Origin of the sequence: Paenibacillus sp. Dod16 (assembly GCF_049893405.1) — a bacterium.
Classification (GTDB): Bacteria; Bacillota; Bacilli; order Paenibacillales; family Paenibacillaceae; genus Paenibacillus_AQ.
The window spans coordinates 105,795-119,318 of record NZ_JBNDYG010000007.1 but is presented as its reverse complement, the minus strand read 5'-3'; the positions used below and the strand labels follow the sequence as shown (position 1 = coordinate 119,318).

Below are 13,524 nucleotides of genomic sequence, written 5' to 3'. Positions count from 1 at the left end.
GTTATGACGCGGAAGGCCGGCATGCCTTAAGGGTCTACAGGCTTGGGATGCGCATTTTCATATTTTCCATGTATAATAGAAGAAATCATTCAAATAGGAGCTAGGAAATGAAAAAGCTAGGAAGAAACGATCTATGTCACTGCGGAAGCGGGAAAAAGTACAAAAGATGTTGTCTTGAAAGAGATGAACGCACGGTATACGGTAAAGTCATCCAGTTCCCTGGTGCGAGAGCAGCAGATCCTAAGCTACAGGTCGATCAATTGCGGCAGATGATTAACGACAAGCTGGGATGGATGGACTGGAACGCTGATGAGCATCGTGAGCTTGCAGAGTCTGTGTTTCCTCAAATCTGCCGGGATTACGAATTGCAGGATGATCAGCAGCTGTTTCAAGTGTTCAGCCTTCTGATGGTCTGGAACAGCTTCTCCCGAGAAGCCAATCCGAAGTACCGCAAACAGGGCGGATATGCAAGTGCGTTAGAATATATAGTAACTTCATCGCTTAACATTTCAACAACGAAGTCTGATATCGCGAAGAAGCATGAGGTTTCCGTTGCTACATTGACCCGCAACAGCGGTCAGATTCAAGATTTCATGGATGGCGTAGCTGCATCCGGCGACGACGCGAACGTCGAGGATGAGGAATCCGATAGCGAAGTGGACAAGGACTTGTCCTTGGGACGCTAGCACTGCCAAAGTGAGGCTCCATAGCATGAGTGCGGCATTTGCGCATTCGGTTTCATAGCTGTGACCGCTCCCAAGTGGAGCGGTCATTTTGCGTTAATCACCCAGTCGAATTCAAAGATGTTTATACAAGTTAATCCTATGTGGTGGATTAATCAGTTTGTGATATGATTTAAAAGAGAAACGGTATTCAACGACAATAAGTTGGAGGTTGTGGCTATGAAAAAGGATAAACAATTAACCAAACTTATTAGGCTGACTGGCGAAAGAGCAAGACTTGAGGCCAAAGTAAACGAATCTTATGTTGTATATAAAGATGATTTTGGCAAACTGGTAAGGGAGTATTCTAATGGGGAGAAGGAATATGTCTCGGGAAAAGACAGTTGAACCAACAACGATGTTTGTTTTTGCCGGAAACAATGGGAGTGGGAAGAGTACGATTCGTAATCTCATCATCGACCGAATTGGGGTGAGTGTAAATATTGATCCCGATGCACTGGCTAGGCGTCTGAGCCCGGAGCAACCTGAATCAGCCCGCGTTTCAGCAGGAAAAGAGGCAATAAAATTAGCTCGAGAATGCCTACAATTTCAACGGGATTTCTCCATAGAAACGACACTCTCGGGTGGGTACGCCATTAGGCTTATGAAGGAAGCAAAAGCAAATGGTTTCCAGGTCACCATGTTTTATGTAGGCCTTGGTGATCCAAATCTTAATGTTGAACGAGTAGCCGGCAGAGTTCGTAATGGGGGTCACCACATCCCTGCCAAAGATATCATGCATCGGCATCATTCTTCTATGCAAAATCTTCTCCAATACTTGGGCCTGGTTGATCATCTACTAGTGATAGATAATAGCGCACTAAGTGGAGAAATTGTTCTGGAAGCAGAATTCGGGATAATTAAGCATAGGGAAATTAATTTGCCGAATTGGGTTTTACCTATCGTTAATCAACTGAAAGCGTTGGAAAATTAAATCAAAAAAAATTGTACTAAACAAATACCATACGCTCAAGCCGCTCCCATTCAAACGGAGCGGTCATTTTGCGTTAATCCATAAACCGGCGTTTCCGTAAGTCTGCTATCCGACCTAGGCTGAAGCTTTGCGTGAACCCGTCAGCAGCCAGCCCAATGCAATGCCGTATAACAGATGACCGGCCAGCCAGAATAGGAGGGCAGCGAGGTCAGTTAACTCCGGCGTACGGTTCGACAAAACGGTAGTCGGATACAGGAGCAGTCCTACGGCCAGACATACCAAGGAAACCCAAGACAAACTTCGCCCCCGAGGCCAGTTCTTTGACTTCAGAAAGATGGCTAGAAGAATGCTCAGCAGGACGGAGATGACGAGGTGTAGCACAAACTCGATCAGTTCGGGGAGCCTCAGCTCCTTCAGGACAGGCACGTAATCGACGTTCAGGAGCAGCGTATAGACCTTCAGCGTGGTGATATGCTCGATGATCTTGAGGAACAGCCCGAGAAGAATGCCCGCCGCGATGCCTGCCCAGACCGGTCCGTTCAACCTGAATATACTCCACATGAACGACGCCCCCTTTTGTGTTCATTGTATAATACCTGTCGATCCGATGTGAAACGAATATTCGCTGTGCAACATTGGAACGAATCGAGCGAGTACGAGGGCAGGCAGATATATGTACATATAAAATAACCGGATTCCTCCTCCATATACGGGGGAAAATTCCGGTTATTCGCGTCCTCTGTTATTTCACACGGCGCTTTGCAGCAGCAGGGAGCCGGGCAGTTCGATCCGGTATCCTTTGACAAGATGTTCGCCGTTGAACGTATCCGTGTCGTATGCCCGCTCAAAGCCGAGCCGCTCGTAAAGCTTCACCGCAGAGGCCATCATGTCGGAGGTATGAAGATTCAGTGTGGTTGAGCCGAGCTGGATCGATCTGCGGGCAGCCTCTTGAATCAGAAGTGTGGCAATGCCTCGTCCCCGGAAACCTGGAGATACGGCAAGAAGACGGATAATGGGGGAGTGAATTCCCATTTCCGGTTTTCCGTAAGCGTCCTCCGAGGAGAGGAAGAGCTGGACGCTGCCGACGATTTCCCCGGCAAGCTCGGCGACGATCCGGGCATGCGGCGCATGGCTGTACGCGGAATTCCTGATGGAATCCCGATACTCCTCCCATCGTTCCGTTGACAGATCGAAGGCATACTGCTGATAAGATTCCAGCATCACAGCCGCAACAGCCTCGCATTCCCAATCATGTGCATCCCGTACGATCACTTCTTGCATTGAATTCATCGCTACCACTCCTTTTTACGGTGTTTATAACTTCAGAGGATACGGTCATATCCTGATAAGGTGAGATTAGTATAGCAGTTTATCTCATTAATCACATCGGAATACAAATAACATTAATCCCCTCATTAAAAAAATCTATAAGCATATTTGGATTGACAATAATTTGCCAACTGCCTAAGATAAGGATAATTTATAAGGAAATTGCGGTCATAAAACCACCTATATTCATTGGAATAGTAAGTATAATAGTAATAATAATATCATGATGTTTCCGGAGGTGTTAGCTTGAACATCGAAAATATCGAGGCTTTTGTCTACATCCATCACTACGGCAGCTTCAATAAGGCGGCAGACGTCCTGTTTCTGTCCCAGCCGACGGTGACCGCACGCATCCAGTCGCTGGAGAGAGAGCTTGACTGCAGGCTGTTCGACCGTTTAGGTAAACAGATTCATCTGACCGACAAAGGCAAACAATTTCTTCCCTATGCTCAGCAAATCCTCCAAACCTTCCAAAAAGGGAAGCACCACCTTCAATCGAAAGCATCCATGCCCAATGAGCTCAGAATCGGAAGCACGGTTTCGGTATCCAATTACTTAATGCCTAATCTGCTTATGGTGCTCAACCGCCGGTTTCCCGAGATGAACTTCAAGCTGACAACAGGTCCTACAGAAGAGTTGGCCGGCAAACTATCATCTAAGGACATCGATCTGGCTTTCGTTCGCAAGCTGATGAATCCGGCGTTTCAATCCTATCCGTTCTTCGAAGACCCCATCCGCCTGTACGTATATAAGGATCATCCCCTCGCTGCGGCCGGGAGAGCCTCCATTCGGGATATTCGGCGCGAGACGCTGGTCTTCTTCGAATGCGGTTCGCTGGACTGGCTGCGGATTCACCGGGCATTCGAAAGTCTGGAACAGCCGCCGAACATCGTGTTTCAGGTGGATAATTCCGAGACGGCGAAGAAGCTCGTGCTGGGGCGGGCGGGGATCTGCTTTCTACCGGGGCTGTGCGCTCAGCAGGAGGCAGCCGAGGGAAGTTTGATTCCCGTGGATATTGCCGAAACGGCAGGCATTTCCCTGCAGACCCATCTCATCTCCTTGAACGGGCAGAATAATGAGTTTCTGGATTCCTTGCTGGAGCTCGGTCGGGAATTGTCCTATTGATGATTTACATGGATGAATAGAAAAACTCTATTAGACGCGTTTTCCAAATCGCGGTAAAGTTAGTGACAACATAATTCTTACTAAATCTATAGGAATTATTAAATTAGGATGGGGACAAGATCGAAAGGGGATGAGGTCGTGAAGAAATCAATCGTGGCAGCCGTTGTCATGGCGTTGGCAGGGGTGATCGCCGGGTGCGGAGCAGACGCGAAGAGCGGAGAGGCGCAAAAAGATAGCACGGTGAACAAGGCGGAAGGAAAAGTAACAAAGATTGTGGTTGGCACGGGCACGGCCTTTCCGAGGATTTGCTTTATTGACGAGAATGGAAAGCTGACCGGCTTTGACGTTGAGCTGGTGCGGGAGATCGATCAGCGTTTGCCGGAGTATGAGTTCGAGCTGCAGACGCAGGAATTCTCCAATCTGCTGCTGAGCCTGGAAACGAAGAGGATCGATTTTGTGGCTCACCAGATGGAGAAGAATCCGGAACGAACCGAAAAGTACCTGTTCAATAAAGAGCCTTACGCCTATTGGCGAAATAAAATCATTGTTGCCAAGGAGAACGACTCCATTCAATCACTGGATGATTTGAAAGGGAAGAAGGTATTGACCGGTGCAACCAGTGCGGCTGCTCAGATTCTGGAAAACTACAACAAGGACCATAACGATACGATCAATATTGTCTATCAGAACGGTGCGGCGAATGATACCGTAATTACGACGGGCCGTGTGGATGCAACCGTTGGGGCGGACTTTACGCTGCCGCTGATCGATCCGCAAGGAAAGCTGAAAACAACGGGTGATCACCTGTCGGAGGCCGATATCCTGTTCGTATTCCGTAAGGATGACCCGGACAGCCAGAAGCTGTCGGATGCGGTTGATGATGCGATCAGAGAGCTTAAATCGGATGGGACGCTGACCAAGCTGAGCAAGGAATGGCTGGGCGACGACTTCACGTCGTCGAATCCATGACGCGATAACCATACAGGAAGGGAGAAGGATTCATGGGGGCACCGTTCGATTTCACGTATGTGCTTAGCTTTTTGCCTAAACTCTTGTCGACCTTAGGCGTCACGCTGCTGATCGTGGCAGGCTCTCTGCTGGTGGGGATCGTCGTCGGTTTTCTGGTGGCCCTGCCTCGCCTGTACCGGATCCCGGTGCTGGACACGTTCTCCAAGGTGTACATATCGTTCTTCAGGGGAACGCCGATCCTGATCCAGCTCTTCTTGTTCTATTACGGTCTGCCGGAGATGCTGAAGCTGGTTCATATCGACATGTCCCGGGCGCCCGTCATAGTATTCGTGATCCTGACTTACGGGCTTCATACCGGAGCTTTCATGTCGGAGATGATTCGGGCATCGGTAACGGCGGTGGACAGAGGCCAGGTAGAGGCAGCATATGCCATGGGGRTGAAGGGACATCAAGCCTTCCTTCGGATCGTTCTCCCCCAGGCGCTCGCGATCGCCGTTCCTGTATTTTCGAATATGGTGATTGCCCTGCTGAAGGATACCTCGCTGGCGTTCACCCTTGGACTGATGGAGATGACAGGAAAAGCGCAAACCCTGGGCAATATCACCCAGCATTTTATCGAGGCCTATCTGGCGCTGGCAATCATCTATCTTGTCATCAGCTTTACGCTGGAGAAACTGCTGCTGCGAGCGGAGCGGAGCCTGATGCGTCATGAGGTTCCGGAGTCGGCGGCCCGTAAAAGATTCCGTATGCAAAAGAAATGGTCCTACCGCCGCATCATTGCCGGAATGAGAGCTGAAAAAGGAGGTGCGGAGCTGTGAAAATCGACCCATCCTTCATATGGACCGCATTCGTAAACCTGCTGTCCGCGATCCCGACAACGCTGTTAATCACCGCCGTATCGGTATCGGTTGGATTCATGATCGGGTTAGTGGCGGCGTTTGTGCGGATCTATAAGGTGCCGGTGCTCAGCCAGATCGCCACCGTCTACGTGACCTTTATCCGGGGCACTCCCATGCTGACGCATCTGCTGCTGATCTATTTCGGCCTGCCGGTGCTGGTGGATGCGCTGTCCGCCCAGATGAGCTGGGGCTTTAAGTCATCCTCCATCCCGATGATCTGGTTAGCGTTCATATCGTTCTCCATTACAGCAGGGGCGTATATGTCGGAAGTGATCCGCTCCGGACTTCTCGCGGTCAACCGGGGGCAGCTGGAGGCAGGTTATTCGATCGGCATGACGACCTGGCAGGCGCTGCGCAGAATCGTATTCCCCCAAGCCTTGGCGGTCAGCTTGCCGAATCTGTCCAATTCGGTGATTGGTATGCTTCACGGTTCAACCTTGGCTTTTACCGTGTCGGTTGTGGATATTAATGCGCAGGCGCAGATCGTGGCATCGACCAATTGGAAGTTCTTCGAATCGTATCTGGCGGCGGCAGCTATTTTCTGGGGACTTACGCTCCTCATCGAGAGACTGACCGCAATCATTGAGAAACGAATCAATCTGTACAATCGGGGGGGCGTCGCATGATTCAACTAACCGGAATTTCAAAGTCCTACGGCAAGAACGCGGTGCTGAAATCGATTGATCTGACGGTAAACAAAGGGGAAGTGGTGGTGATTCTGGGGCCGAGCGGTTCGGGCAAAACCACGCTGCTGCGCTGCGTGAATTATCTCGAGAAGCCGAATGGGGGCGAGATAACCATCGGCGATTACCGGCTCGATTGCAAGCGGGCCACGAAGAAGGAGATTCACGAACTCCGCCAGCGATCGGCGATGGTGTTTCAGCAGTACAATCTGTTCAAACATAAGACGGCGATCGAGAACGTGATGGAAGGCTTGATCGTCGTCAAAAAAATGCCGAAGGCCGAGGCAAGGCAGAAGAGTGTCGCCCTGCTCGAAAAAGTCGGTCTTGCCGATAAGCTGGATGCCTATCCGAGCCAGCTCTCGGGCGGACAGCAGCAGCGGGTGGGCATTGCCAGGGCACTGGCCCTGGAGCCGGAGGTGATCCTGTTCGATGAGCCGACGTCAGCGCTCGACCCGGAGCTTGTGGGCGAGGTGCTTGCCGTCATTCGCAAAATCGCGAAGGAAGGGATCACCATGATCGTGGTGACCCATGAGATGGGCTTCGCGAGGGATGTGGCGAACCACGTTGTGTTCATGGACGAAGGCGTGATCGTGGAGCAGGGGCCCCCGTCCGAGCTGTTCCATCATCCGCGGGAAGAACGAACCAAGCAGTTTCTGAAGCGGATCACGCCTGAGTTTAACTATAGCATTTAGGAGGTTGACGAATATGGGGATTACGATAAGCGTGCTTGACCAAAGTCCGATGTATCCGGGGGAAACGGCAGCGGAGGCGTTCGCGCACACCGTGCTGCTTGCCCAAAAGTCGGAGGAGCTCGGCTTCCGGCGCTTCTGGGTTTCCGAGCATCACGATTCGGACCATGTGGCAGGGTCTTCGCCGCCGGCGCTTCTGGGTTTCCGAATCCGCGTGGGATCCGGCGGCGTCATGCTGCAGCATTACAGTCCCTACAAGGTAGCGGAGAATTTTAACGTGCTGGCCGCGCTCGCGCCGGGACGCGTGGATCTGGGCATCGGGCGCGCGCCTGGCGGGTTGCCGCGCAGCACGCAGGCACTGCAGCGGGGCGTGCAGGAGGACGCGTCATTAACGGATAAGATCGTCGAGCTTCGAAAGTTTGTGCACAATACGCTGGAGGAAGACCATCCGTTAGCCGGGCTGCGCGCCGCTCCGCTGCCGGAGACCGCCCCCGAGCTGTACGTGCTGGGGGCAAGCGCGGGCAGCGCGGAAATAGCGGCCGGACTCGGTCTGCCCTATGTATTCTCCCTCTTCATCAACGGGGAGGAATCCGCGGCGTTGGAGGCCATTCGCGTTTACCGAAGCACATTTGACTATACCTATGGCAGGGAACCGGAAATTCTTGTCGCTCTATCCGTAATTGTGGCCGATACGGAGGCGGAAGCGGCGGAGCTGGCAGGGGCAATGAAGCTGGTGAAGATTCATTTGGCCAGCGGCCGGACGCTGACGCTGGGGACGAGGGAACAGGCGGAAGAATTCGGACGCCAGGCAGGCGAACCGTATACGATTGAGGAACAGGAACCGTTCATCACTAAAGGGACGAAGGAGACCGTGCGTGAACAGCTGCTCCGGCTTCAGCGGGCTTCGGGTGTTGACGAAATCATCGTCACCAGCAACATCCAGCCCTTTGCCAAGCGAATCCGCTCATTCGAGCTGCTGAGTGAGGCGTTGGCTGAGGTTCCTGCCGAAGCATAAGGGAATCGTCGATGGGCACGTGACTATTTAGGAGGTTTTACGCATGCCAAACCATGTTTTATCCACGGACATAGACATTCAGCGAATTATTGAGATCCGGCGTCATCTGCACCGATACCCGGAGCTGTCGAACGAGGAGTTCGAAACGACGCAGCTGATCAGGGGCTGGCTTGAGGAAGCCGGGATACGGGTGGCGGAGTATCCGCTCGCCACAGGCATAATCGCCGAAGTCGGCGGACTTCAAGAGGGGCCGATCATTGCGCTGCGAGCGGACATCGACGCCCTGCCGATCCAGGAAGAGACGGGGCTTCCGTACGCCTCGACGATTCCCGGCAAGATGCATGCCTGCGGGCACGATTTTCATACGGCTGCCCTGATCGGGACGGCGTATGCCCTGAAGCAGCGGGAACAGGAGCTGAGAGGAACCGTGAGGCTGATCTTTCAGCCGGCCGAGGAGAAAGCCAAGGGCGCGAGGCAAGTCATCGACAGCGGGGCGCTCGAAGGCGTGCAGGCGATCTTCGGCATGCATAACAAGCCGGACCTGCCTGTCGGCACCATCGGCATTAAGGAGGGACCGCTAATGGCCGCCGCCGACGGCTTCGTGGTTGAGGTGGCGGGGAAGGGGTCCCATGCGGCCGTACCCGAAGCGGGCCTTGACCCGATCGTGACCGCGTCGCATATCATTACGGCCCTCCAGTCAATTGTAAGCCGGAATGTGAGCCCCTCGAAGAGCGCCGTCATCAGCGTTACGAAGCTGCATAGCGGGACCGCGTGGAATGTGATTCCGGATAAAGCGCTGCTGGAAGGCACCATACGTACCTTCGATGACGACGTCAGGCAACAGGTGCTTGAACGATTCAACCAGGTGGTTCAAGGCGTGGCCGCAGCTTTCGGAACGACGGCTGCCGTGCGCTGGATCGAGGGACCGCCGCCGGTCCATAGTGACCGCAGGCTGGCGGAGCTCGGTTATATCGCCGCTGCCGAAGCGGGATATGAGGCGGTGATACCGGTTCCTTCGCCGGCCGGAGAGGATTTTGCGGTGTACCAGCGCGAGGTTCCCGGGTTGTTTGTTTTCATGGGGACGGCGGGCGAGCAGGAGTGGCACCATTCGGCATTTGATCTGGATGAGCGGGCGATTCCGGTCAGCATCGACTTCTTCACGAGGCTGGCGGAGCGGGCGCTCGGGCATTACCGCTCCGGCGGGGAGACTTCGCTATCGCCATCGGTATCACCCTCGCCCTCGGCAGCACCATCGCCATAAGGAATACCTTCTGTTGCTGTCATCTGAAAGGAAGCACCGGTTTATCTATCAAGCTTTACCGTTATGATGCCCGGAACATGAACCTTGCGCGGGATGTGAAGGAGCTTTTTGTTATTATTTCTGTCGGCAGGTCATAATCGAGTTTGTATTGGAGGAGATCGAATGAGCGAATTCCTTATCGAAGCTTTTGTTAATACCCATGATCAACTGCTGGCCGCCGTCGCCGACCTTAGCGAGGATCAGCTCCAATGGAAGCAAGCCCCGCACATATGGAGCGTGCAGGAGGTGCTCTCTCATCTGGTAGATCACAGCATCGTGGTTTCGTTCCGGATTCGGGATATTCTGGCCGGGACGACGACCCAGCTGCCCGGGTTCAATCAGGATGCCTGGGTCAACGGCCAATATTCGAACGAAGGCAGAGCCGAGGATATATTGGAAGCATTCCGGGCGCTGCTGCACTATAACAGCTTGCTGCTTCGCCGCTTGAGCGGGGCCGATACGGCCAAAACCGGCATCAATATCAAAGGGGAGACCGTCAGCGTCTCAGATATCGTCAATGGTTTTACCCGCCACGTACAGAATCATCTCGGGCAGATCGAACGCATTAAACTGGCTGCCGCTCCGGTGTGAGACGAGGGCGCCAATATCTGTAAGGAGGAATGGAATATGGCAAAGCAAAGACAATTGAAACTGGGGGCGCTCCTGCACGGCGTGGGGGGAGGAACCTCCATGTGGCGGCATCCGGACGCGCAGCCTGACGCAAGCGTTAATTTTGGGCTGTATAAGCAGTGGGTTCAGAAAGCCGAAGAGGGCAAGTTCGATCTGATCTTCATTGCGGACGGCTTGTATATCAACGAAAAATCAATCCCGCATTTTCTGAATCGCTTTGAGCCGATCACCATTCTGAGCGCACTAGCCGCCGTCAGTAAAAACATCGGTCTAGTCGGTACGTTATCAACCTCGTACAGCGAGCCGTTCACCGTTGCCCGTCAGTTCGCTTCGCTCGACAAGATTAGCGACGGACGGGCAGGCTGGAACATCGTCACTTCTCCACTGGAGGGCTCCGCCCTGAATTACGGCAGGAAGGAGCATCCGGAGCACGATAAGCGATATCGGATCGCAACGGAGTATTTGGAGGTGGCCCGGGGCCTATGGGATTCCTGGGAGGACGATGCTTTCGTGCGGAATAAGGAGACGGGCGTTTTTTTCGATCCCGAGAAAATGCACACGCTGAATCACGAAGGCGAGTTCTTCTCCGTGAAGGGGCCGCTGAACATCGCCCGTTCCAAGCAGGGACAGCCGGTTATATTTCAAGCGGGATCGTCCGAGGTCGGCAAGAACTACGCCTCCAAGGAAGCCGATGCCGTATTCACCGGTCATGAGTCCGTGGAGGATGCGGCAGCCTTTTATCAGGACGTGAAGGCGCGGGCGGCGGGATTCGGCCGGAATCCGGACGAAGTGCTGATCTTCCCCGGCATCAGTCCGATTATCGGCAGCACGGCCGAAGAGGCCGAGCGCAAATATGAGGAGGTAGCCAGTCTGGTGACCATCGAGAATGCCCTGGATTACCTCGGCCGCTTCTTCGAGCATCACGATTTCTCCCAGTACCCGCTGGATGAACCGTTCCCTGAGCTGGGTGACTTGGGCAAGAACAGTTTCCAGAGCGGCACTGACAAAATCAAAAGGGATGCCAAGGAGAAGGGGCTCACGCTCCGGCAAGTGGCGCTGCAGTCGGCCACGCCGCGCGGCGGGTTTATCGGCACGCCGGAGCAGGTGGCAGACAAGATCCAGGCTTGGTTCGAAGCAGGCGCGGCCGACGGCTTTATGATCACCGCGGCGGTGCCGAACGGGCTGGAGGATTTTGTGGACCAAGTCGTGCCGATTCTGCAGGAGAGAGGCCTCTACAGAACCGAGTACGAGAGCGACACGCTGCGCGGCAATTTGGGATTGCCCGTGCCCGAGAACCGGTACAGCAAAGGTAAGGCAGTTGCTGCACGTTCATAATAGGGAGCAGTGGGCATGACGGCAGCTGTAGAACTGGATGAAATGATGGATTTTGCGGGGGAGCTTCATGAAGAGCTCTCCAGGATCCGGAGGGACCTTCATCAGCATCCCGAGCTCCTGTACGATGTCTTCCGCACTTCGAAGCTTGTGGCTGATCTCTTGGAGTCGTGGGGGATTGAGGTTAGGCGGAATGTGGGCAGACATTTCGGGATGGGGATCATCGGTACGCTTCATGGAACGGCCGGCAGCGGACCGACCCTTCTGCTGCGAGCCGACATGGATGCCCTGCCGATCCGGGAGGAGAACGACGTGTCTTACCGATCGAAACATGAAGGGGTGATGCATGCTTGCGGGCATGATGCCCATACCGCAATGCTGCTGGGCGCGGCGCGGACCTTGGCACACTATCGCCATCGCGTCCGCGGCACGATCCGCTTTGTCTTTCAGCCTGCCGAGGAAGGGGCTCTACCAAGTCCGCTAGACGGACGGCTGCTGTCGGGCGGGCGCGATATGATTGAAGACGGCGTGCTGGAGCATGCGGATCAATGTTATGCCCTCCATGTGATGCCTGAGCTGCCTGTCGGTTCGTTTGGCGTCCATACCCGCTATGCCATGGCGGCATCAAGCCATTTTAGAGTGCATTTCCATGGGACCCCGGGGCATCACAGCTCCCCTCATCTGGCTACGGATGCCCTCCAAATGGCAGCCCGGTACGTAACGGAGGCCAACAGCTTGATGGCCAACCGGGTGGATCCCTCTGAACCAGCCGTGCTGGCATTCGGGACGCTTCAGGCAGGCACCGCCATCAACGTCATCGCTGCGCACAGTGAGCTTGCGGGAACCTTTCGGGCGTTTCGGAAGGACACCGTGGCGGCGATTACGGAGGGCTTAAGGCGCCTGGCCGCCTCCATTGCGGACCAAGCAGGCGGCAGCTATAAGCTGGAGCTTCGTGAAGGGATGGCCGTGGTCAACGACGGAACCGCGCTGCGTCGTATGACGCAAGCCGCAGGGCAAGTGCTGGGCGAGGAGCAAGTACATGTGCTCCATCCACCCAGCCTGGCAGGCGAGGATTTTGGTTGGTACCTGGATCAGGTCCCGGGCGCTTTTGGATTCATCGGTTGCGGGAACCGGGATCGGGGGATCGTCCATGCGATTCACCAGCCCCGATTCGATGTGGATGAAGCTGTCCTGGTGCATGGGACGCGAATATGGGTGCGCCTAGCCCTACATGACGTTAACGAATAAGGAGGAAATCATGACGAAAATCGCCTTTATAGCAGGAAGCCCGACTCAAGGGTCGCGCTTGTTCGGATTGACGCAATATGTAGAGGATCGCCTGGTCATTGCCGGCTACGAGATCGAATTCATCTCGGCAGCGGATCTACCGGCTGAGGATTTGCTGCGGGCCGATTTCAACAGTCCGGCCATCAAGCAGGTCATAACGGCGGTTGAAGGAGCTGCTGCCGTGATCATTGCCAGCCCGGTGTATAAAGCTTCTTATTCAGGGGCGTTGAAAACGATTTTGGATATTCTTCCTCAAAAAGGTTTGCAAGGCAAAGTCGTGCTCCCGCTGTTCATCGGGGGCACCATCGCGCATTTACTCGCGGTGGATTATGCGCTGAAGCCGGTAATATCCGCACTCGGAGGAACCCATATTCTCAGCGGGGTGTTTGCTGTAGATCAGTGGATCACCCGTCTCGAACTGGGCGAATACGACCTCACGGAGCAGCTGAGAGAACGCTTGGATGACGCGCTAAACGAGCTGCAATCAGAACTGGCCCGATATTCGGCTGTGCCGGCGGAGCGGCAGGGGCAGGCGGTCTGACCCTAAGTTTCCAAGGCAAACTGTGTGCGATCTTGAGATTCAGCAGCCGCGATCCGAATCCGTGGATCG

Annotated in this window: 16 protein-coding genes; 14 read left to right on the top strand and 2 right to left on the bottom strand. The window is 54.2% G+C overall.

Going from position 1 to position 13,524, the window contains the following annotated elements; translation table 11 throughout:
- Positions 1-107 precede the first annotated feature (107 nt).
- From ACPV3A_RS08270 to ACPV3A_RS08260, 3 genes are all read left to right on the top strand, one after another.
- Complete coding sequence (locus ACPV3A_RS08270; protein WP_426198844.1) at positions 108-686, top strand: YecA family protein; 579 nt, start codon at positions 108-110, stop codon at positions 684-686.
- A 216-nt stretch (positions 687-902) separates the two neighbouring features.
- Positions 903-1,070 (top strand): hypothetical protein, encoded by a 168-nt coding sequence (locus tag ACPV3A_RS08265; protein ID WP_175495194.1) that lies wholly within the window; start codon positions 903-905, stop codon positions 1,068-1,070.
- A complete protein-coding gene (locus ACPV3A_RS08260; protein WP_071221326.1) occupies positions 1,048-1,656 on the top strand; it encodes a zeta toxin family protein in 609 nt (202 codons plus the stop codon). The genes ACPV3A_RS08265 and ACPV3A_RS08260 overlap by 23 nt, the downstream gene beginning before the upstream one ends.
- Positions 1,657-1,770: 114 nt before the next feature.
- Here ACPV3A_RS08260 and ACPV3A_RS08255 read toward each other — a convergent pair whose 3' ends face one another.
- Positions 1,771-2,217, bottom strand: coding sequence for a hypothetical protein (locus tag ACPV3A_RS08255; RefSeq protein ID WP_220686399.1), 447 nt, complete (start codon positions 2,215-2,217; stop codon positions 1,771-1,773).
- 186 nt (positions 2,218-2,403) lie between these two features.
- Complete coding sequence (locus ACPV3A_RS08250; RefSeq protein ID WP_426198841.1) at positions 2,404-2,946, bottom strand: GNAT family N-acetyltransferase; 543 nt, start codon at positions 2,944-2,946, stop codon at positions 2,404-2,406.
- A 285-nt stretch (positions 2,947-3,231) separates the two neighbouring features.
- On the opposite strand from ACPV3A_RS08250, the gene ACPV3A_RS08245 reads away from it, so the two are divergent.
- The 11 genes from ACPV3A_RS08245 to ssuE all read left to right on the top strand — a co-directional run bounded on the left by ACPV3A_RS08245 (position 3,232) and on the right by ssuE (position 13,455).
- Positions 3,232-4,110, top strand: coding sequence for a LysR family transcriptional regulator (locus tag ACPV3A_RS08245; protein ID WP_426198839.1), 879 nt, complete (start codon positions 3,232-3,234; stop codon positions 4,108-4,110).
- A 138-nt stretch (positions 4,111-4,248) separates the two neighbouring features.
- Entirely contained in the window at positions 4,249-5,079 is an 831-nt protein-coding gene (locus tag ACPV3A_RS08240; protein ID WP_426198837.1) for a transporter substrate-binding domain-containing protein, read from the top strand.
- 32 nt (positions 5,080-5,111) lie between these two features.
- On the top strand, positions 5,112-5,897 hold the full coding sequence (locus ACPV3A_RS08235; RefSeq protein ID WP_426198835.1) for an amino acid ABC transporter permease: 786 nt from the start codon (positions 5,112-5,114) through the stop codon (positions 5,895-5,897).
- Complete coding sequence (locus ACPV3A_RS08230) at positions 5,894-6,604, top strand: amino acid ABC transporter permease (RefSeq protein WP_426198833.1); 711 nt, start codon at positions 5,894-5,896, stop codon at positions 6,602-6,604. The genes ACPV3A_RS08235 and ACPV3A_RS08230 overlap by 4 nt, the downstream gene beginning before the upstream one ends.
- Positions 6,601-7,353, top strand: coding sequence for an amino acid ABC transporter ATP-binding protein (locus tag ACPV3A_RS08225; RefSeq protein ID WP_426198831.1), 753 nt, complete (start codon positions 6,601-6,603; stop codon positions 7,351-7,353). Before ACPV3A_RS08230 ends, ACPV3A_RS08225 begins: the two co-directional genes overlap by 4 nt.
- Before the next feature lie 13 nt (positions 7,354-7,366).
- Entirely contained in the window at positions 7,367-8,365 is a 999-nt protein-coding gene (locus tag ACPV3A_RS08220; protein ID WP_426198829.1) for an LLM class flavin-dependent oxidoreductase, read from the top strand.
- Positions 8,366-8,408: 43 nt separating this feature from the next.
- Positions 8,409-9,626 carry a M20 peptidase aminoacylase family protein gene (locus tag ACPV3A_RS08215; protein WP_426198827.1) on the top strand — a complete coding sequence of 406 codons (1,218 nt, stop codon included), beginning with the start codon at positions 8,409-8,411 and terminating at the stop codon, positions 9,624-9,626.
- A gap of 162 nt (positions 9,627-9,788) precedes the next feature.
- Complete coding sequence (locus ACPV3A_RS08210) at positions 9,789-10,256, top strand: DinB family protein (protein ID WP_426198826.1); 468 nt, start codon at positions 9,789-9,791, stop codon at positions 10,254-10,256.
- A 36-nt stretch (positions 10,257-10,292) separates the two neighbouring features.
- Positions 10,293-11,630, top strand: coding sequence for an LLM class flavin-dependent oxidoreductase (locus tag ACPV3A_RS08205; protein ID WP_194541162.1), 1,338 nt, complete (start codon positions 10,293-10,295; stop codon positions 11,628-11,630).
- A gap of 15 nt (positions 11,631-11,645) precedes the next feature.
- Positions 11,646-12,875, top strand: coding sequence for a M20 metallopeptidase family protein (locus ACPV3A_RS08200; protein ID WP_426198825.1), 1,230 nt, complete (start codon positions 11,646-11,648; stop codon positions 12,873-12,875).
- Between the two features lie 10 nt (positions 12,876-12,885).
- On the top strand, positions 12,886-13,455 hold the full coding sequence (gene ssuE / locus ACPV3A_RS08195) for an NADPH-dependent FMN reductase (RefSeq protein WP_426198823.1): 570 nt from the start codon (positions 12,886-12,888) through the stop codon (positions 13,453-13,455).
- Positions 13,456-13,524: the final 69 nt, after the last annotated feature.

Bases quoted from the DNA above. Each gene is read 5' to 3' on its own strand.
- ACPV3A_RS08270 (WP_426198844.1), top strand. From the start codon at position 108: ATGAAAAAGCTAGGAAGAAACGATCTATGTCACTGCGGAAGCGGGAAA.
- ACPV3A_RS08265 (WP_175495194.1), top strand. From the start codon at position 903: ATGAAAAAGGATAAACAATTAACCAAACTTATTAGGCTGACTGGCGAA.
- ACPV3A_RS08260 (WP_071221326.1), top strand. From the start codon at position 1,048: ATGTCTCGGGAAAAGACAGTTGAACCAACAACGATGTTTGTTTTTGCC.
- ACPV3A_RS08255 (WP_220686399.1), bottom strand. From the start codon at position 2,217: ATGTGGAGTATATTCAGGTTGAACGGACCGGTCTGGGCAGGCATCGCG.
- ACPV3A_RS08250 (WP_426198841.1), bottom strand. From the start codon at position 2,946: ATGAATTCAATGCAAGAAGTGATCGTACGGGATGCACATGATTGGGAA.
- ACPV3A_RS08225 (WP_426198831.1), top strand. From the start codon at position 6,601: ATGATTCAACTAACCGGAATTTCAAAGTCCTACGGCAAGAACGCGGTG.
- ACPV3A_RS08220 (WP_426198829.1), top strand. From the start codon at position 7,367: ATGGGGATTACGATAAGCGTGCTTGACCAAAGTCCGATGTATCCGGGG.
- ACPV3A_RS08215 (WP_426198827.1), top strand. From the start codon at position 8,409: ATGCCAAACCATGTTTTATCCACGGACATAGACATTCAGCGAATTATT.
- ACPV3A_RS08210 (WP_426198826.1), top strand. From the start codon at position 9,789: ATGAGCGAATTCCTTATCGAAGCTTTTGTTAATACCCATGATCAACTG.
- ACPV3A_RS08205 (WP_194541162.1), top strand. From the start codon at position 10,293: ATGGCAAAGCAAAGACAATTGAAACTGGGGGCGCTCCTGCACGGCGTG.
- ACPV3A_RS08200 (WP_426198825.1), top strand. From the start codon at position 11,646: ATGACGGCAGCTGTAGAACTGGATGAAATGATGGATTTTGCGGGGGAG.
- ssuE (WP_426198823.1), top strand. From the start codon at position 12,886: ATGACGAAAATCGCCTTTATAGCAGGAAGCCCGACTCAAGGGTCGCGC.